Here is an 18381-nt window from a genome sequence, read left to right as displayed (position 1 = left end):
GCGCGCCATGTCACAGCATGTTGCGCGGAGCCTGCTCGTGCTCGCCGTGCTCGGACTGTCCGGCTGCGCCGCGTTCTCGCCCGACAGCGGCATGAGCGCGGTCTCGGATCTGACGAGCCGGACCATCAACAAGGACGTCGCCTTCGTGCACTCGGCTGACGGCGCCGCCGCGGTCGATTCCCGCGTCCGCCAGCTGCTCTCGCGCACGCTCAGCGTCGACGCCGCCGTGCAGATCGCGCTGCTCAACAACAAGGGACTGCAGGCCGCCTACAACGAGCTGGCGCTGGCGGAGACCGAGCTGGTCGAGCAGAGCCTGCCGGCCAATCCCGTGTTCGCGATCTCGCGCATCACAGGCAATGGCGCCAGCGAGATCGAGCGCCAGGTGGTCGGCGACATCCTCGCGCTCGCCACCCTGCCGTTCCGGTCCGAGATCGCTCGGGAACGCTTCCGCGGCGCGCAGCTGCGCGCCGCGCTGGCGACGCTGCGGCACGCCTCGGACGTGCGCCGCGCCTATGTCCGCGCGGTTGCCGCCAACGAGATGGTGGAACTGCTGACCGACGCGAAGGCGACGGCGGAATCGACCGCACAGCTCGCGCTCAAGCTCGGCGAGACCGGCTCGCTCAACAAGCTCGACCAGGCCCGCGAGCAGGTGTTCTATGCCGAGACCACCGCCGACCTCGCCGGCGCGCGACAGGCGGCGGCAAGCGCGCGCGAAAAGCTGGCGCGCCAGATGGGGCTGTGGGACGACCGTCTCGACTTCCGCCTGCCCAACCAGTTGCCGCCATTGCCGCGCCGGCCGCTGGCCCTCCCCACGATCGAGGCCGATGCGGTGGCGCATCGCCTCGACCTGCAGATCGCGCGGCTCGAGCTGGCCGCGCTGGCGAAGGCGCTTGATCTCACCGAGGCGACACGCTTCGTGACGCTGCTCGATATCGCCGGCATCTCCCGTCGCACCCAGGATCCGGAAGGGCCGCCGTTCCGCGAGCGCGGCTTCGACCTGACGTTCCAGATTCCGATCTTCGACGGCGGCGAGGTGCGCGTGCGCCAGGCCACCGAGACCTACAACCTCGCCTTCAACCGCCTGACCGAGCGGGCCGTGAATGTGCGCTCCGAGGCGCGCGACGCCTATCGCGTCTATCGCTCCACTTACGACATCGCCGGTCACTATCAGCGCGAGATCATCCCGTTGCGCAAGATCATCACCGAGGAGATGCAGCTGCGCTTCTCCAGCATGCAGGTCGACATCTTCGCGCTGCTCACCGAAGCGCGGCAGCGCCTCGCGGCGCTGCGCGGCGCGATCGACGCCAGGCAGAGATTCTTCCTCGCCCAGGCCGATCTGCAGACCGCCGTCAACGGTGGCGGCCTGCCCGCCGCCGCAGGCGACAATCCAACCACCGTTGCCGCGGCAGCGCCTGTCGCCGGCGGCCATTGAGATGGAGGCCAGCATGTTTTCCCGTCGAGGATTTTTAGGCAGCGCGGCCCTTGCCGGCGCCTCAGCCATCAGCGGCCGCGTTCAGGCCGCCTCGATTCCGGAAGCACCGACCATGGACAAGGTGGTGATGCAGCCGCCGCTGCACCCCACCAGCGGCCCGGATTATCGCCCCGTGGTCACGCTGAACGGCTGGTCGCTGCCGTTCCGCATGAACGGCGACTGGAAGGAATTCCATCTCGTCGCCGAGCCTGTCGTGCGCGAGTTCGCGGAAGGAATGAAGGTGAATTTGTGGGGCTACAACGGGCAATCGCCGGGCCCGACCATCGAAGCCGTCGAGGGCGACAAGGTGCGCATCTTCGTCACCAACAGACTGCCCGAGTACACCACGGTGCACTGGCACGGCATGATCGTCCCGAGCGGCATGGACGGCGTCGGCGGGCTGACCCAGCCGCACATCCAGCCGGGCAAGACCTTCGTCTACGAGTTCGAGATGAAGAAGAGCGGGACCTTCATGTACCACCCGCATTCCGACGAAATGGTGCAGATGGCGATGGGCATGATGGGCATGTTCGTCGTGCATCCGCGCGACCCGAGTTTCCGCGCCGTCGACCGCGACTTCGTGTTCGTGATGAGCACCTATCGCGTCGACCCCGGCACCTATCTGCCGCACGTCAACGAGATGACGGACTTCAACATGTGGACCTGGAACGCGCGGGTCTTTCCCGGCATCGATCCCTTGCCGGTCAGGCTCGGCGACAAGGTGCGCGTGCGCATCGGCAATCTCAGCATGACCAACCATCCGATTCATTTGCATGGCCACAGCTTTGCGGTGACCTGCACCGACGGCGGCTGGATTGCAGAGAGCGCGCAGATCCCGGAGACGACCACCGACGTTCCGGTCGGCGCCGTCAGGGTGTTCGACGTGCTCGCCGACAATCCCGGCGACTGGGCGTTCCATTGCCACAAGTCGCACCACACCATGAATTCGATGGGACACGACGTGCGCAACCTGATCGGCGTGTCGCGCAAGGACCTCGCCAAGGCCGTCGGCAAGCTGGCGCCGGACGGCATGGCCATGGGCTCGACCGGCATGGCGATGGGCAACATGGAGATGCCCGCGCCCGACAACACGCTGCCGATGATGACCGGCACCGGCCAGTTCGGGCCGATCGAGATGGGCGGCATGTTCACGGTGATGAAGATCCGCGAAGACCTCGCGCGCGACGATTACCGCGATCCCGGTCCGTACAAATTCCCGCCCGGCACCGTCGCCTACGAAGTCGCCCCACCCGCCAAAGAGCCGGCGCGGCAGAAATCCGGCGGCACGCCGATGAAGCACAAGATGTGAGCGTTTCGATGAACCACCAACCGGAGACCACGATGAAGACCACGAGCAAGCTTGCGCTGGCGCTGGCTGCACTTTCCGCCGCGCCGGCCTTTGCGCACGACAAGCACGGGCACGGAGACTATTCGGCCGGCGAGCCCGGCGATCCCAGGAAGCCCGCGCGCACCATCGAAATTCTGATGAACGAGATGGACTACACGCCCGCGAAATTCGAGGTGAAGCGCGGCGAGCAGATCCGCTTCGTGCTGCGCAATGTCGGCAAGGAGGACCACGAATTCCTGCTAGCCACGACCAAAGAGAATCTCGCGCATGCGGATCAGATGAAGAAGCATCCGTACATGGAGCACGACGAGCCCAATGCGGCGCGGCTTGCGCCCAAGAAGACGACCGAGATCCTCTGGAAGTTCAGCAAGCGCGGCACCTTCGAATATTCGTGCCTGATTCCCGATCATCGCGAATACGGCATGATCGGCCAGGTCACCGTGAAGTAATGCGAAAGGAGATCCACCACATGAACCGCATCATCCGTATCGCTTCGGCGCTGACGCTGAGCGTCGGCATTGCGACTGCAACCCTCGCCGCCGAAGGCGCCGCGATCAGCGGCGAGGTGAAGAAGATCGACGAAGGCGCCGGCAAGATCACGCTCAAGCACGGACCGGCGAAGAGGCTTGGCATGGAGGACCCCATGACCATGGTCTATCGGGTCAAGGATCCCGCCATGCTCAAGCAGGTGAAGGTCGGCGACAAGATCACCTTCGAGGCCGAGGAGGCGGCGTCGGGGTATACGGTGACGAAGATGGAGAAGGCGAAGTAGGACGGCCCTCCCCGACCATCGTTGCGGGCGACTCGCCCGACGCCTGGACGCCCCAATGCGCCTCAGTGCATTGCGAGCTCCGTCGAAGGTCCGGCCTAACCGTATGGGGTACCAAGCCTGCAGCCACGCATCGGGACTGCGGCGTCTTGCCTACAACCCTAAGTCTTTTCCACAACCTTAAATAATGGCACCATGACGCTCATTGGCGTCATGGAGCTCATTATGGAACAAGATCATATCGACAAGGCCATCGTTGAGAACTACCGGAAAACTGCGGACACGAATGGGCGTGCTGACCGCAGCTTTCCCGGTCATCGTGATCTTGGTCGGCCTGCTCTGGGGAATTCGCCTGCAGCCCTCGCTGAGTGATTACTATTTCGCCCAAACCCCTGCTCAAGGCGTGGCAGCCCTCTATCCCGTCCGGCTCTGGTTCTGCGGCCTGCTCTTCGCGGTCGGCGTGTTCCTGTACCGCTACAAGGGCTTCTCGAAGAATGAAGACCGCTGGCTCAGCCTGACTGGCGCATTTACCTTGGGCGTCGCGATTTTTCCGATGGGCATCCCCGACAAGACGAGTCCCTTCACATTGGCATCGTTCGGCTATCCAAACGTCACGCTGCACGGCATCAGCGCCGTTCTGGCGTTCGCGTGTATCGGCGTTATCATATTCTGGTACTCGGACCAGACGCTGTCGCAACTCAAGAACAATCAAACGGCACGTAAGCGGTTTAGGACGTTCTACTTCCTGATCGGCGCTTACATGCTCCTGGCGATGGGAGGCTCGGTCATTATGCATTTGCTGCATACGGATCGGGCGAATGATTCCTACATCCTGTACGTGGAATGGTCCGGCCTCTGGGCTTTTGCGGCCTATTGGTTCGTCAAGAACTGGGAGCTTCGCTTCGTAGCCGAGTCGATCAGGAAAGACGCGAGCAGCCCTTTGCCGATGGGCAATGCCGATGTGGTGCAGGCGCTCTAGGGGCGCGATCCCGAGCAGTTCGGCCCGGCCTTCCATCGGCCGCAGCCTGGCGGCCATCGCCCGGATTCGGCATCCGGGTGCCTAGCGCCCCCGGGTCTGACCTTCATCGGCCCCGCGTTAACCCTTTGCTAACCATACACCCGGCAAGAATTGCCGGGTGAAGTCGAGTGTCGTCAGCCGCGTAGAACGGGAGCTCCCGTGGACGCCAGTGCGGTGCCTCACTTTCGGAACGGCGGCCCGTCGGCCGCCGCGCAGACGTTTGGGGCGCGCGGACGGCAGGCGCGCGGGGAGGCAGCTACCATGGTCGACGTCACCGCGGGACAGGGCGTAGGCGGCGCGAAGCCCGGCATCCCCTCCCTCAACGACATCGTCACCGTCCTCAAGCGCGGCGACATCGCGCTGGCGCTCGGCATCCTCACCATCCTGGTGGTGCTGATCCTGCCGCTGCCCGCGATCGTGCTGGACCTGTTCCTGGCGATCTCGATCACGCTGTCGATCCTGATCCTGATGACCTCGCTGTTCATCCAGGCGCCGCTGGAATTCTCCGCCTTCCCGACCATCCTCCTGATCTCGACCATGCTGCGCCTGTCGCTCAACATGGCCTCGACCCGCCTGATCCTGTCGCACGGGCACGAGGGCACGGCCGCGGCCGGTCACGTCATCGAGGCGTTCGGCAACTTCGTGATGGGCGGTAATTTCGTCATCGGCATCATCGTCTTTGCCATCCTGATCATCGTCAACTTCGTCGTCATCACCAAGGGTTCGGGCCGCATCGCCGAAGTCGCCGCGCGCTTCCACCTCGACGCCATGCCCGGCAAGCAGATGGCGATCGACGCCGACCTCTCCGCCGGCCTGATCGACGAGAAGGTCGCCAAGGAGCGGCGCAAGGAGCTGGAGGACGAGAGCGGCTTCTTCGGCGCCATGGACGGTGCCTCCAAATTCGTCCGGGGCGACGCCATCGCCGGCCTCCTGATCGTCTTCATCAACGTCGTCGGCGGCATGATCATCGGCGTCGCGCAGCAGGGCATGTCCTTCGCCGACGCCGGCCGCACCTACACGCTGCTGACGGTGGGTGACGGCCTCGTCACCCAGGTGCCCGCGCTGATCGTCTCGACCGCGGCCGGCCTGCTCGTCTCCAAGGCCGGCGTCTCCGGCGCCGCCGACAAGGCGCTGATGAAGCAGTTCTCCGGTTATCCGCAGGCGCTGGCAATGTCCTCGGCGGTGATGCTGGTGCTGGCGGCTCTGCCGGGCATTCCGACCCTTCCCTTCCTCGCGCTCGGCGCCGGCGCCGGCGCGCTCGCCTGGAACGCCCGCAACCGCAACCGGGTGACGGCCAGGGCCGAAGCGGCCGCCCAAGCCGCGCCCGCTCCGGGAACGCCGGGTGCGCCGGGCGCTGCCGCGACCGAAGAGCCGATCTCGGCCGCGCTCAAGATCGACGACCTCAAGATCGAGCTCGGCTACGCCCTGCTGCCGCTGGTCAACGGCCCGGACGGCACCGACCGCCTCACCGAGCAGATCAAGGCGCTGCGCCGTTCGCTCGCGATCGAGATGGGATTCGTGATGCCGGCGGTGCGCATCCTCGACAACGTCCAGCTCGAGGCCAACACCTACATCATCAAAATCAAGGAGGTCGACGCCGGTACCGGCAAGATCTGGCCGAACCAGTTCATGGTCATGGATCCCGGCGGCAGCCAGGTGCAGGTGCCCGGCATCCACACCACCGAGCCGACCTTCGGCCTGCCCGCGACCTGGGTCGATGCCAGCCTCAAGGAAGAGGCCTCGCTCAAGGGCTACACCGTCGTCGACGCCGCGACCGTGCTGTCGACCCATCTCACCGAGCTGCTCAAGGCCAACATGTCGGACCTGTTGTCCTACGGCGAGGTGCAGAAGCTGCTCAAGGAGCTGCCGAAGGAGCAGAGCGAGCTGGTCAAGGACATCGTCCCGGGCCAGGTCACGGTGTCCGGCATCCAGCGCGTGCTGCAGCTCTTGCTCGCCGAACGCATCTCGATCCGCGACCTCTCCACCATCCTCGAAGGCATCGCGGATTCGCTCGCCTTCTCGCGCAACCCCGCGACCATGGTCGAGCACGTCCGCGCACGCTTGGCGCGGCAGATCTGCGCGCAGAACACCTCGTATGCCGGCTATCTGCCGCTGATCGCGCTGTCGGCGAAATGGGAGCAGGCTTTTGCCGAATCCATCATCGGCCAGGGCGAGGAGCGCAGCCTTGCCATGCAGCCGTCGAAACTCTCGGAATTCATGACCGCCGTGCGCGAGGCCTTCGAGCGCGCCGCCCGCGAGGGCGAGGCGCCGGTGCTGGTCACCTCCGCTTCCATTCGGCCCTTCGTGCGGTCCCTGGTGGAGCGGTTCCGCGCCCAGACCACCGTGCTGTCGCAGGCAGAAATCCACCCCAGGGCGAGGCTGAAAACGGTCGGAAGCATCTGATTTGCCTTAAGAAGCCGTGTGTTTTTCAGCCACAGGCAAATGGTTTTTGAGTTCCTGGCGCCTTGTCGACCAAAGCCAGGAAAGTCAGGCAACGAGCACATTACGACTTTGAAATGATTATATAAAAGAACGATCACGGGTCGCCCTTGATCGCGATCTATCACGTCCTATCACGCTCTTGTGATGGCCTCTTGGGAACGAATCCCCCCAATACTAGGTTGTTGGGCACCGGAAGCATGAACCTGCCTCAAACGGCCGGCGACTACTTCGGGTAGATGGCGGCAGGAGGCTTCCATGAACCACTCGATCTACAGCGCAGATCGCGCGACCCATTTGAAAATCGTGGTCGTCGCCCTCGTCGCAGGGATCGCGGTGGCTGGCCTCGGCATCACGGCACGCTCGGGTTCGGATGAAGGCCTGACCCAGACCGCCCGCGTCATCAAGGCCGGCAAGCCGGTCGTTGTCACCAGTTCGAACGCGAACCTCGTTCGCTAAGGAGATCTGACGAGTTTTCTGAATTCACGCGGCTCTTTACCAGCCCCCCAAAGTCGCCACGTGGATATGTAGACGACCCCAACCCCAAGTCGACTACAGAAAGCGCCCGCCCCCCACGGGCGCTTTCCCATGTCTGGGGTACGTCCTCCAAGCAGCCCAATGAAATTTCATCGCGCCCCATAAGTCGGCGGCGGCGCCTGCACGGTCGGCGCTGCAGCCGCGAACAGCTCGTCTCTGCTGCCAGTCAGCGGCGGATAGATGCGCTTGCGGTTGATGGTGTTCTTGGTCGCTTTCGCCGCCGCGCCGGTGGCACGAACCCGGCGTTCCCATCCTTCAGTGTAGAGCGCGCCCCAGGCACCGAGATCGAGCACGGTGACGTACCAGTCGATCCGCAGCGGCAGCATCGGCAGGCCGACGAGATCGGCGACCACGTTGTGGCCGGCGAAGCGGCCCATGGGCCGCGCGAACTGACAGGACATCACCGTCGGATGCAGCCCGTCGATCACGCTCGAGGCGACGTCGCCGGCCGCGAACACGCCGCCGACATCGGCGACGCGCATCAAGGGATCGACGAGCAGCCGCCCGAGGCGATCGCGCCCGCCTGGAAAGCTCGCCGCCACAGGGCTCGCCCGCATCCCTGCGCACCAGATCACCGTCTGCGCCGCAATGAACTCGCCCGAGCTCAGGCGGATGCCCGCGGCCTCGATCGCGGCGACACGCACGCCAAGCCGCGTCTCGACGTCGAGCGAAGCCAGGGCCGTCTCGATGACGGGACGCGCGTGCGTGCCGATGCTGGCACCGACGCTCGGATTGGGATCGACCAGAATGATGCGGCGGCTGCCGGTGATGCCAGCACGCACCAACCGGTCAGGCATCTCGGCTGCGACCTCGATGCCGGTGAAGCCGGCACCGACCACGACCACCGTTGAATGCCCCGGAGACGGCGCGCTGCGTCCGAGCGAAGCCAGATGATCTTCGAGCCGGAGCGCTGCGACATAGGTATCGACGTCGAAGGCGTGCACGGCAAGGCCGGGAATCTCGGGGCGCATCACCTCGCTGCCGAGCGCCAGCACCAGGCGGTCGTAGTGCAGCGTCTCCTCGCCGGCGCTGGTGACCAGCGAGATTTCGCGCCGGGCCGGATCGATGGCCTCGACCTCGCCGAGGCCGTGGCTGACGCCGATCGGATCGAGCAATTGCGGAAGTGGAAGCGCGACCTCGCCGAGATCGGCCTCGTAATTGCGCACGCGGATGTTGTGATAGGGATTGCGGTCGACGAGACGGATCTCGATGTCGCGCTCGCTCGCGCCGATCTCCTCGCGCTTGCGCGCAGCGCCGATCGCCGCCCACAACCCCGCAAACCCGGCGCCGAGCACGACGATACGCGCCATCTCCGCTTTCCAGAGAAAAACTGCGGTCTGCCCGCAGAGACAGACTAGCTCAACAGATGGCGCCGAACAAATGCGGCAACGCCCGCGCCGCTGCACAAAATCGCGATCTCGCACGGCGCGGCCGCTTCCATCCATCGTCATTCCGGGATGCGCGCGGAAGCACGCGGGCTCGGAATCCATGGGCGGCACGTCGTGCGGTGAAATGGATTCCGGGTTCGCGCTTGCGCGCGCCCCGGAATGACGAGTGGAGGGCGGGCGCGCCGTTCGCGAGGCGTCGGGCGAAACACCGCGTCAAGTCCCTCCCGCAAAAATATTTCACTTTTCCGAATTTCGGATTTGTGGCATACACGCCGCCATCCCGGCCCTGCCAGAGGGGCGCTTCGCGATCGTCACGGGATGCGGTGGACGCGGTAGCGCCGGCGCGATTGCGGAGGACAGGGCGGGCGACCGTGAGTCCTGGCGCAATGCGCATACGACACGGCGCGGTCACAGCGGTTTGGTCGATGGTCTGGGGTGCGCACACTAAGCCCCGGGCGCTGAGGCGAAATCGTCCGCGGACGGAGAAGTCGTGTGGTCCCGACGCCCGGGGTTCTGGCGTCAAGGCTTGCGGTGATGCGGCGGCCCGACCGGGTGCGCGCATCAGAGAAGCTGCAAGAGGACGGGGGCAATAGTGCAACGCTCCCCGAGGAGAGCACGAAGGACACCGTTAAAACCAGCCGCGCAGGGAAGGCCGGGCGTTCGGCGAGACCTGTGATCCACCCCGTGTGCGTTCTTCAAAGCGCACGGATCTGCGGGTGCCAGCCGGCGCCCGGCCTTCCCTGCGCCCTTTGGCTTCCATGGGTGCGAACGAAACAGCAAAGCTCGGGCGAGCGCGCCGCGAGAATGCGAAGGTGTGCCCTGCAAACCGGAGTGCAGCTTGATCTCGAGCTCGGTTACGCACTGGGTCCCGGCTCTGCGCCGCAACGCTCATGCGTTGCGGCTTGTCCGGGGGCACGAGCGGTGGGGCAACCGTCCTGAACCCGCTGGCGTCACCGCCTGCGCGCCGAACCCGCGATCTACCCCTCGCGCAGCTCCGACGGCGTCGCGCCAAAGCGCTTGCGGAAGGCGCGGTTGAAATAGGACAGATCGGAGAAGCCGGAGGAATGCGCGATGTCGCTGATCTTGCGCATCCTGGCGCGGGGATCGCCGAGCAGCTTGCGCGCATGGAGCAGGCGCTGCTCCAGCACGAATTCGGTGAAGGTCGTGCCGGCCTGCTCGAACAGGCGCTGGGCCTGGCGCGGGCTGAGGCCCGAGCGCGTCGCAACTTCCGCGAGGCAGAGATCGTTGCGGCCGAGCGCGGCCATCACGTCGGCACGCATGAGATCGAGGCGCGCCGCCGCCTGCCCGCGGCCGCGGGCGCGGCTTGCATGCTCGGCATCGGTGCCGAGCAGGAGACCGACGAGATCGACCATGTGCTGCGCGGTCAGGCGCTGGCCGACGGCATCGAGATGCGGCGCGTGATTGGCGGCGAGCGCGTGGTAGCGGAAGACGGTCTCGGCGACCGCGCCGTCGGAGAGCACCTGCGAGAGCTTGTCCTCGGCACGCGGACTGATGTCGAGCAGCGCACGGCGCGGCATGCGAATGGTCGTGAAGCGGTCGGCCTCGGTGTGGCCGACGGTCCCGGTCACGCTCATGTCGACCAGCATCATCTGGGCGGGCGCGAGCTCGACGGTGTGGCCGTTCTGCCCGACACGGACGAGCCCCGCATGGGCCGCGATCAGCACGAGATCGTCGCTGCCGTCGGCAAGGTGGCTCTGCGTGCGGGAATATTGCGCCGAGGCGCCTTCCGGAATGGCGAGCGTGATGTTGTCGACGACGCTGATCTGCAGCCGGCAATCGATGCGCTCGCCATGGCTCGGCCCGATATCGAGGCCGCAGGGACCGACGGCCCGCTCGCGCCAGTGCTCGAAGGCCGCACCGTGCGGCAGGCCGGCATATTGGTGAACGAAGATGCCCGGCGTTCTCGCTGCATCCATCTGATTTTCTCGCCCTTTCCGGCATCACCGCATTCAAATTCCGGGGATTTGACGCCGCGGACGGAGCAGAGGTTCAAATCGGGGGCGGATTCAGCGGTACTTGTCGGCCTGCGACAGCGGGATGGACCGTGACGACAAGGCTACGGAATTTACTTCTGCGCGGGCGCCGGCGGCACGGTCTCGATCAGCTTGCCGGAAAACACCGGGGCGGAGGTCGGCTGGCCGTTCGGCGAGCCGCCCGCCTGTTCGACGGTGACGGCGTAGGTGGCGCCGTTGACGACCTCGGCATCGTAGGAGGCGAGCAGCGGACGCGCGGTGAAATCGCCGGCGCCGATCACGCCGAGCGAGCGCGGCCGCGGCAGCTTGTCCGAGATCAGCCAGAGCTCGAAGCTTTTGCCGGGCTCCGGCGTCGCGCCGACCTTCCGCACCGTGAAATTCCGCGTCGCGCCGTCGATGGTCATGATGAAGGCGGGGCCGCCGCCCTGGCCCTGCAGCAGCGCGACATATTGCGCGGAGGCCGCGAGCGGCGCGGCCGGCGTCTTCACCTCAACCGTCTGGATGCGGGGCGGCGGACGCAAGGCGCCCGGCAGCGCATCGGGCTGGAAGATCTGCAGCGACAGCGTCACGAGCAGCGCGGCCGCGAGCGCACTGAGGACGGAAGCGACGGTACGCCAGCGCTTCACCCTGCTCTCGAGACGAATCACGTTGCTGTCGTCGGCGAGCGGCGCCTGCGGCGCATGGACGACGTTGGCATCCGGCGCATGGACCTGCGGGATGAATTGCGGCGCGATGTCCGGAACAGCATCAAAGTCGGGACGCGGCGCCTCGGGCGGCCCGGCTTCGGGCTGCGACAGCTCCACCTGCGGCGAGCTCTCGGGCGGAGCCTCCGCAGCTGCCAGCGAGAACGAGTCCGGCACAGGCGGCGGTGGAGCCTCGGCGCTCGCCGGCCGCTCTTGCACTGCGGCCGTGCGCGCGATCTCCGCCCTGATGTTCTCCCACACGATCGGACGCGGCTCGACCGAGCCGACCATCTGGTTGAGCACGCCAAGCCGATACGACCAGGCCTGCACGATTTCGGCGAAGGCCGGGTCCACCGCCATCATGGTCTCGACCTGCACGCGCTCATCGGCGCCGAGCGTACCGAGCGCGTATTCCGCGGCGAGCGCGATATGGTCCTCCGTATACGCCATCAATTGCAGTCCAGTACCACCCTCATCATCCAAGCGATCAAAGTCCGAGGCACTCCCGGATATCCAGCATGCTGCGCCGCAGCCACGTCTTCACCGTGTTGACCGGCGCGGCAAATTTCTCCGCCAATTGCTCGCGGCTCCAGCCGTTGTAATAGGCGAGCAGCACGAGCCTCTGACGGTCCGGCTCGAGCCGGCCGATGCATTCCAGGAGCCGCTTCAGCTCCTCGGTCATCTCGCGGCGCGCCAGCGGATCGGGACTTTCGGCCGCGACCTCCATCGCCTGAGGCTCTTCCTCGATGGAGGCTTCCGATTTTTTCCGCACGATATCGATCGCACGGTTGCGCGCGATCGAGGCCATCCACGTGATTGGCGAGGACAGGGCCGGATTGAACTGGCCGGCGCTGTTCCAGATCTTGACGTAAGCCTCCTGAATGACCTCCTCCGCGAGATCTTGCCTGCGCAAGATACGGAGCACGACGCCATAGAGTTTCGCGCGCGTGGCGGCGTAGAGGCGCTCGAACGCGGCCTGATCGCCCTTCGCCACCGCCTCGATCAACCCGACCAGCTCCGCTGGCGTCAGCATTCAGCCCCCCAACACGCGGCCTGCCGCTTCCCTTCACCTCTCCCCAACGGGGAGAGGTCGATTTGCGCAGCAAATCGGGTGAGGGGGCGCAGGGCTAACATGGGACCGTCACCCCTCACCCGGCGCTCCGCGCCGACCTCTTTCAAGGGAGAGGTGGGCACTGCCGTCGCTGGCACAGCATTCATCTCCACCACCATAGCGCGCGGCCAAGCCGACCACCAAGGGGCGCGGCGCCCCACTGTGGACAGCACATGCGAAAACCCGGACCTTGCGGGTCCGGGTTTCGGCAATTTCCTGGAGGGGCGGGCTAGCGGCTCAGGCGACGGCGCCGATGCGGGCACGCATCAGGCCGATGCTGTCGAGGTCGGCCTGCTCGCGGGCGTTCTCCTCGGCACGCTCGCGGGCCTGGTCGCGCTCGTCGAGCAGCTCGACCTTTTTCAGCTCCTCGAAGGCCTCGGCCAATGCGGCCTTGGCTTCCTCGAGCTGGCCCTTGAGCTCGTCGGCCGAACGGGTCAGGTTCTCGCGGCGCTGGATCGCGGCTTTGGCGTAGGTCGGATAGGCGAAGTGCGAGGGATCGTTGATCCCGGCGCGCTCCTGCTCGGTCTGGATCTCGCGTTCGAGATCGACCGACATGCGCTGGAAGTCGGCGATCATGGTCTCGATCTGGGTGACCCGGCGGCGCTTCTCGTCGACCTGAAACTTCTTCAGGCGGATGAGGGTATCTCGTGACTTCATCGACTCGTACTCCCCAGAAGTCCCCCCGCTGCACGTGGGACGATACCGGTCACCCCACGGGCCCGAAGGGGGCCCAGACCGGCTCTGCTACTCTGTGGGATCGGATGATGACCGGACAAAGTTAGCGTTCCGTTTCCAAATTGCCGAGGATTTGCGCCAATTGGCGATAGCCCTCCGCAAGTGATGCCTTTTCGTCCTTGCGCTGGCGCAGGAAGGCTTCCAGCGGCTCGTTCAAGCGGATCGCCTCGTCGACCTCGGGACTGGAGCCGGCGCGATAGGCGCCGAGACGGATCAATTCCTCCATGTCTGCATAGGTCGCCATCACCTGGCGTGCCCGCTGAATGACCGGCCAGAACTGCGGATCGGCCGATTTCGGCATCGTGCGCGAGACGGATTTGAGGATGTTGATCGCGGGGTAGCGGCCGCGCTCGGCGATCGAGCGCTGCATCACGATATGGCCGTCGAGAATGCCGCGCACGGCATCGGCGATCGGCTCGTTATGATCGTCGCCGTCGACCAGCACCGTGAAGATCGCGGTGATGGCGCCCTCGCCCAGTCCCGGCCCGGCGCGCTCCAGCAGCTTCGGCAACTCGGTAAAGACCGTCGGCGTATAGCCCTTGGCGGTCGGCGGCTCGCCGGCGGACAGGCCGATCTCGCGCTGCGCCATCGCAAAGCGCGTCACCGAGTCCATCAGGCAGAGCACATCCTTGTCCTCGTCGCGAAAATATTCGGCGACCGCGAGCGTCAGATAGGCCGCTTGGCGGCGCATCAGCGCCGGCTCGTCGGAGGTCGCGACCACCACGACCGAGCGCGCAAGGCCCTCCTCGCCGAGATCGTCCTGCAGGAATTCCTGCACCTCGCGGCCGCGTTCGCCGATCAGCCCGATGACACTGACATCGGCATCGACGTTGCGCGCCAACATCGACAGCAGCACCGACTTGCCGACGCCCGAGCCTGCGAAGATGCCCATGCGTTGACCGCGGCAGCAGGTGAGGAAGGTGTTCATGGCGCGCACGCCGAGATCGAGCGGGCTGCCGACGCGCTTGCGCGAATGGGCGGGCGGCGGCGTATTGCGGAACGGCATCGGCGAAGAGCCCTGCGGCAGCGGACCCTTGCCGTCGATCGGCTCGCCCAGCGCATTGACGACGCGGCCGAGCCAGGCCGCGGACGGCCGCACCTGATTGGCGGCATTGGCGATGACCGCCTTGCAGCCGCGGCGTACGCCCTCGAGGCCGGCGAACGGCATCACGACGGCATTGTTGCCGGAGAAGCCGATCACCTCGCAAGGAATGGTCCGGTTGGCGCCGGTCTCGATCACCAGCCGCGCGCCGACCGACATCGCGTGGATAGGGCCGGCCACCTCGACCATCAGACCGCGAACGCCGACCACGCGGCCATAGATGTTGATGCCGTCGATGTCGCCGATCTGTTCGGCAAGCGCCTTCATAGGAGCGCCTTCATAGGAGGGCCTTCATCAGCAGCGCGCCTTCATATGAGGCCCCCATGAGATGGTCGCCTTCGGTGATCCCGGGACATCACGGTGAAAACCTTAAGTTTCGCCATATTTCTGAACGGCGCTTAACTTCGTGTTTACCCGCATCATTAATCATTGCGTCACTGTCTTTGAGACTGAGCGTGACTCCCCTTCAGAAGAAGGCTGAGTCGCGGGAGTCGGTTAGGCCCGTCTCTTAAAGTGGAACTTGAACGGAATCGGGTAACGAAAGCTGCTTCTCCCGCAAGACCTTAGGGCGATTCGACAAAAATTGCACCCGGGGGACTTGCGTTCCAGAATCAGACTTTGTTAACCATCTGTTGTCAGGATCCGAATCAGTTGTTCAAAGGCGTTTTGTTGAGTGCCGCGAATGCGGCCGACCTGACGCCCAGGAGCGGCGACTATGGGGAACTGGCATGCGCGTTTTGCTGATTGAAGATGACAGCGCCGTCGCGCAGTCGATCGAGCTGATGCTGAAGTCGGAGAGCTTCAACGTCTACACGACCGATTTGGGGGAAGAAGGCGTCGATCTCGGTAAACTATACGATTACGACATTATTCTTCTCGATCTCAACCTGCCCGACATGTCCGGCTACGACGTGCTCAAGCAGCTCCGGGTCTCCAAGATCAAGACACCGATTCTGATCCTCTCCGGCCTCGCCGGCATCGAGGACAAGGTCAAGGGTCTCGGCGTCGGCGCCGACGACTACATGACCAAGCCCTTCCACAAGGACGAGCTAGTGGCGCGCATCCACGCCATCGTGCGCCGCTCCAAGGGCCATGCCCAGTCGGTCATCCAGACCGGCGACCTCGTCGTCAACCTCGACACCAAGACGGTGGAAGTCGGCGGCCAGCGCGTGCATCTGACCGGCAAGGAATACCAGATGCTGGAGCTCCTCTCCTTGCGCAAGGGCACGACCCTCACCAAGGAAATGTTCCTCAACCACCTCTACGGCGGCATGGACGAGCCCGAGCTGAAGATCATCGACGTCTTCATCTGCAAGCTCCGCAAGAAGCTCGCCAACGCCTCCGAAGGCCGCAACTTCATCGAGACCGTTTGGGGCCGCGGCTACGTGCTGCGCGAGCCGCACGAGGCCGACGAGCGCATCCCCGCCTGATCCAAGGTTTACGTCGCGAGCCCCGTCAGGCTCGCTCCTCCCAGCCTGGACCCCGCCGCAAATGGCGGGGTTTTCATTTTTGGGGGATGGTTCATCGGAAGCTTAACGTTGAACCACTAGCCTTCCCCTGCCGACGAATGGTCGCTGCACGATGGGGGAACGATGATCCTGCAATCACTCGCCGGCCTGCCCGCCTTCCTGGTCTATTTCTGCACCGGGCTGATCGCGATCGTGGCCTATCTGTTCGTCTACACCCGCATCACCGCACATAACGAGTTCCAGCTCATTCGCGACAACCAGCCGGCCGCGGCGATCGCGCTCGGGCTCAGCCTGCTCGGCTTCGTGGCGCCGCTGGTCAGCGCCATCGCGCACTCGGCCAACGTGCTGGACTGCTTGATCTGGGCGACGATCGCGCTCATCGTGCAGGTCATCGTGTTCTATCTCGTCAAGGTTCCGGTGCCGGATCTGTCGCGACGCATCGATGCCGGCGAGCTTGCCCCCGCGATCTGGCTCGGCCTGTCCTCGCTCGCCGCGGGCCTGCTCAACGCGGCAAGCATGATCTACTGACATGATAGCGAAGTGACATGGCCGACAAACCCGCCAAGAACGAGTTCGGCAAGCGCCGGCCGGTGGCCGAGCCGCCGCCGCGTCCGCCGGTGAAGCGCTCCGGCCATGTCGCGCTGCTGGTGATGGGCACGCTCGCAGTCGGCACCACCGCCTACACATTGATGCCGCGGCAGAATTGCGAACCCACGCCCGGCGCCGTGCCGGGACAGACGACCACGACCTGCACCAGCAGCAGCAGCAGTTCGTCGGGCGGCAGCAGCTCGCGCTGGTCGTCGCGATCGAGCTTCTTCAGCAGCGATTCCTCAAGCCATTCGTCGCCGTCGACGTCGTCCAATGTCAGCCACAGCAGCGTGAGCCGCGGCGGCTTCGGTTCGTTCGGCCACGGCTTCTCCGGCGGCGGTTGACCCATGCAGCGCATCACCTGTCTCGAGCGCGACGACTGGCGAGAGACCGCGGCACGATGCGGCTTCGTCTTCCACACCATCGACGGCGAGCGCTATTGGGACGAGCGCGCCTATTACGGCTTCACGCTGGACGAGATCGAGCGCGGCATCGAGGCGCCGACCGCCGAGATCGAGGCGATGTGCCTGGAGCTTGCCGGCCGTGTCATCGGCGACGAGCGGCATTTGCGACGCTTGAAGATTCCTGAAGCGTTCTGGGGCCTGATCGCGGAGAGCTGGAAGCGCGACGACCACAGCCTCTATGGCCGACTCGATCTCAAGTTCGACGGCAAAGATGCGGCGAAGCTGCTCGAATACAACGCGGATACGCCGACTTCGCTGTTCGAGGCTGCCGTCTTCCAATGGACCTGGCTCGAGCAGGCGATCGAGCGCCGCGTCATCCCGGCGCGCGCCGACCAGTTCAACTCCATCCATGAGCGGCTGATCGCGGCATGGAAGGAGATCGCCGGCGGCCGTCCCGTCCATCTCGCCGGGATCACCGGCAACGAAGAGGACGCCGGCACACTCGCTTATCTCGAAGACACCGCGCGCCAGGCCGGCCTCTCGACGACGCTGCTCGACATCGAGAAGGTCGGCTGGCGCGACGAGGCCGGCGGCTTCGTCGATCTCGACGACAACGACATCGCGCTCGCCTTCAAGCTCTATCCCTGGGAATGGATGTTCCAGGACGCCTTCGGCGCCAAGCTGAAGGATGCGCCGACGCGCTGGATCGAGCCGCCGTGGAAGGCGGTGTTGTCCAACAAGGGCATCCTGCCGCTGCTCTGGGAGATGTTTCCCAACCATCCCAATCTGCTGCCGGCCTTCTTCGAGGACGACCCGCGCGCCGCCGAGCTCGGCACGTCCTATGTGCGCAAGCCGCTGCTGTCGCGCGAAGGCGCCAATGTCACGCTGGTCTCCGGCGGCATGCCGCTCGACGAGCAGGCGGGTCCCTACGGCGCCGAAGGCTTCTTGCGCCAGGCGCTGGCACCGCTGCCGAACTTTTCGGGCTTTTATCCGGTGATCGGAAGCTGGCTGGTGAACCACGAGCCCTGCGGGCTGTCGATCCGCGAGGACGAGAGCCCGATCACGGGCAACCGTTCGCGGTTCTTGCCGCATGCGATTTTGTAAGATCTTCCTTCTCCCCTTGTGGGAGAAGGTGGCGCGAAGCGCCGGATGAGGGGTTCTCTCGGCTCGCAAGTCTGCTCGTGAGGATAGAGACCCCTCACCCGGCTTCGCTTTCGCGAAACCACCCTCTCCCACAAGGGGCCTGTTGCGTAATTCGCCATTTGTGATTCCCTAGGGCAAAGCCTTGGAGGGTAGCGATGGCAGTGAAGCAGACGGGGCAGCCG

At 65.2% G+C, this 18381-nt stretch carries 17 protein-coding genes; 11 read left to right on the top strand and 6 right to left on the bottom strand.

All coding sequences use genetic code 11. The features are described from left to right. Positions 1-7 precede the first annotated feature (7 nt). The 7 genes from AC24YW_RS17130 to AC24YW_RS17100 all read left to right on the top strand — a co-directional run bounded on the left by AC24YW_RS17130 (position 8) and on the right by AC24YW_RS17100 (position 7504). Positions 8-1432 carry a TolC family protein gene (locus AC24YW_RS17130; protein ID WP_487483821.1) on the top strand — a complete coding sequence of 475 codons (1425 nt, stop codon included), beginning with the start codon at positions 8-10 and terminating at the stop codon, positions 1430-1432. Positions 1433-1445: 13 nt separating this feature from the next. Further along, positions 1446-2780 carry a multicopper oxidase family protein gene (locus AC24YW_RS17125; RefSeq protein ID WP_487483820.1) on the top strand — a complete coding sequence of 445 codons (1335 nt, stop codon included), beginning with the start codon at positions 1446-1448 and terminating at the stop codon, positions 2778-2780. A gap of 32 nt (positions 2781-2812) precedes the next feature. Next, on the top strand, positions 2813-3268 hold the full coding sequence (locus AC24YW_RS17120) for a cupredoxin domain-containing protein (RefSeq protein ID WP_487484211.1): 456 nt from the start codon (positions 2813-2815) through the stop codon (positions 3266-3268). Between the two features lie 20 nt (positions 3269-3288). Continuing rightward, positions 3289-3591, top strand: coding sequence for a copper-binding protein (locus AC24YW_RS17115; protein WP_487483819.1), 303 nt, complete (start codon positions 3289-3291; stop codon positions 3589-3591). Positions 3592-3874: 283 nt separating this feature from the next. Next, a complete protein-coding gene (locus tag AC24YW_RS17110; RefSeq protein ID WP_487483818.1) occupies positions 3875-4567 on the top strand; it encodes a hypothetical protein in 693 nt (230 codons plus the stop codon). Between the two features lie 300 nt (positions 4568-4867). Continuing rightward, a complete protein-coding gene (gene flhA / locus AC24YW_RS17105; protein ID WP_487483817.1) occupies positions 4868-7009 on the top strand; it encodes a flagellar biosynthesis protein FlhA in 2142 nt (713 codons plus the stop codon). Positions 7010-7303: 294 nt separating this feature from the next. Next, positions 7304-7504 carry a hypothetical protein gene (locus AC24YW_RS17100; protein WP_197963782.1) on the top strand — a complete coding sequence of 67 codons (201 nt, stop codon included), beginning with the start codon at positions 7304-7306 and terminating at the stop codon, positions 7502-7504. A 167-nt stretch (positions 7505-7671) separates the two neighbouring features. On the opposite strand, the gene AC24YW_RS17095 is transcribed toward AC24YW_RS17100, so the two are convergent. The 6 genes from AC24YW_RS17095 to fliI all read right to left on the bottom strand — a co-directional run bounded on the left by AC24YW_RS17095 (position 7672) and on the right by fliI (position 14862). Then, positions 7672-8892 (bottom strand): NAD(P)/FAD-dependent oxidoreductase, encoded by a 1221-nt coding sequence (locus AC24YW_RS17095; RefSeq protein WP_487483816.1) that lies wholly within the window; start codon positions 8890-8892, stop codon positions 7672-7674. Positions 8893-9947: 1055 nt separating this feature from the next. Continuing rightward, a complete protein-coding gene (locus tag AC24YW_RS17090; RefSeq protein WP_487483815.1) occupies positions 9948-10907 on the bottom strand; it encodes a helix-turn-helix transcriptional regulator in 960 nt (319 codons plus the stop codon). 149 nt (positions 10908-11056) lie between these two features. After that, a complete protein-coding gene (locus tag AC24YW_RS17085; protein ID WP_487483814.1) occupies positions 11057-12097 on the bottom strand; it encodes an anti-sigma factor in 1041 nt (346 codons plus the stop codon). Between the two features lie 37 nt (positions 12098-12134). Beyond that, the gene (locus AC24YW_RS17080) at positions 12135-12680 is read right to left on the bottom strand and encodes a sigma-70 family RNA polymerase sigma factor (protein ID WP_487483813.1); all 546 of its coding nucleotides are present in this window, start codon (positions 12678-12680) and stop codon (positions 12135-12137) included. Between the two features lie 315 nt (positions 12681-12995). Then, positions 12996-13415, bottom strand: coding sequence for a flagellar export protein FliJ (fliJ, locus tag AC24YW_RS17075; RefSeq protein ID WP_025032035.1), 420 nt, complete (start codon positions 13413-13415; stop codon positions 12996-12998). A gap of 121 nt (positions 13416-13536) precedes the next feature. Further along, positions 13537-14862, bottom strand: a complete 1326-nt coding sequence (gene fliI / locus AC24YW_RS17070) for a flagellar protein export ATPase FliI (protein WP_036011877.1) — start codon at positions 14860-14862, stop codon at positions 13537-13539. A gap of 461 nt (positions 14863-15323) precedes the next feature. Between fliI and ctrA the strand changes: the two genes are divergently transcribed. The 4 genes from ctrA (at position 15324) to AC24YW_RS17050 (ending at position 18160) form a co-directional block, all read left to right on the top strand. Then, positions 15324-16025, top strand: a complete 702-nt coding sequence (gene ctrA / locus AC24YW_RS17065; protein WP_016848562.1) for a response regulator transcription factor CtrA — start codon at positions 15324-15326, stop codon at positions 16023-16025. 162 nt (positions 16026-16187) lie between these two features. Then, positions 16188-16592 carry a DUF350 domain-containing protein gene (locus tag AC24YW_RS17060; protein WP_487483812.1) on the top strand — a complete coding sequence of 135 codons (405 nt, stop codon included), beginning with the start codon at positions 16188-16190 and terminating at the stop codon, positions 16590-16592. Positions 16593-16609: 17 nt separating this feature from the next. Further along, positions 16610-16996: a hypothetical protein gene (locus tag AC24YW_RS17055; protein ID WP_487483811.1), complete on the top strand. Its 387-nt coding sequence runs from the start codon at positions 16610-16612 to the stop codon at positions 16994-16996. Between the two features lie 3 nt (positions 16997-16999). Continuing rightward, positions 17000-18160, top strand: a complete 1161-nt coding sequence (locus AC24YW_RS17050; protein ID WP_487483810.1) for a glutathionylspermidine synthase family protein — start codon at positions 17000-17002, stop codon at positions 18158-18160. The last annotated feature ends 221 nt before the right edge of the window (positions 18161-18381 follow it).

This window comes from Bradyrhizobium sp. USDA3516, from assembly GCF_057651995.1.
The sequence above is the reverse complement of the archived record's forward strand: the minus strand, read 5'-3'. Positions and strand labels throughout refer to the sequence as shown.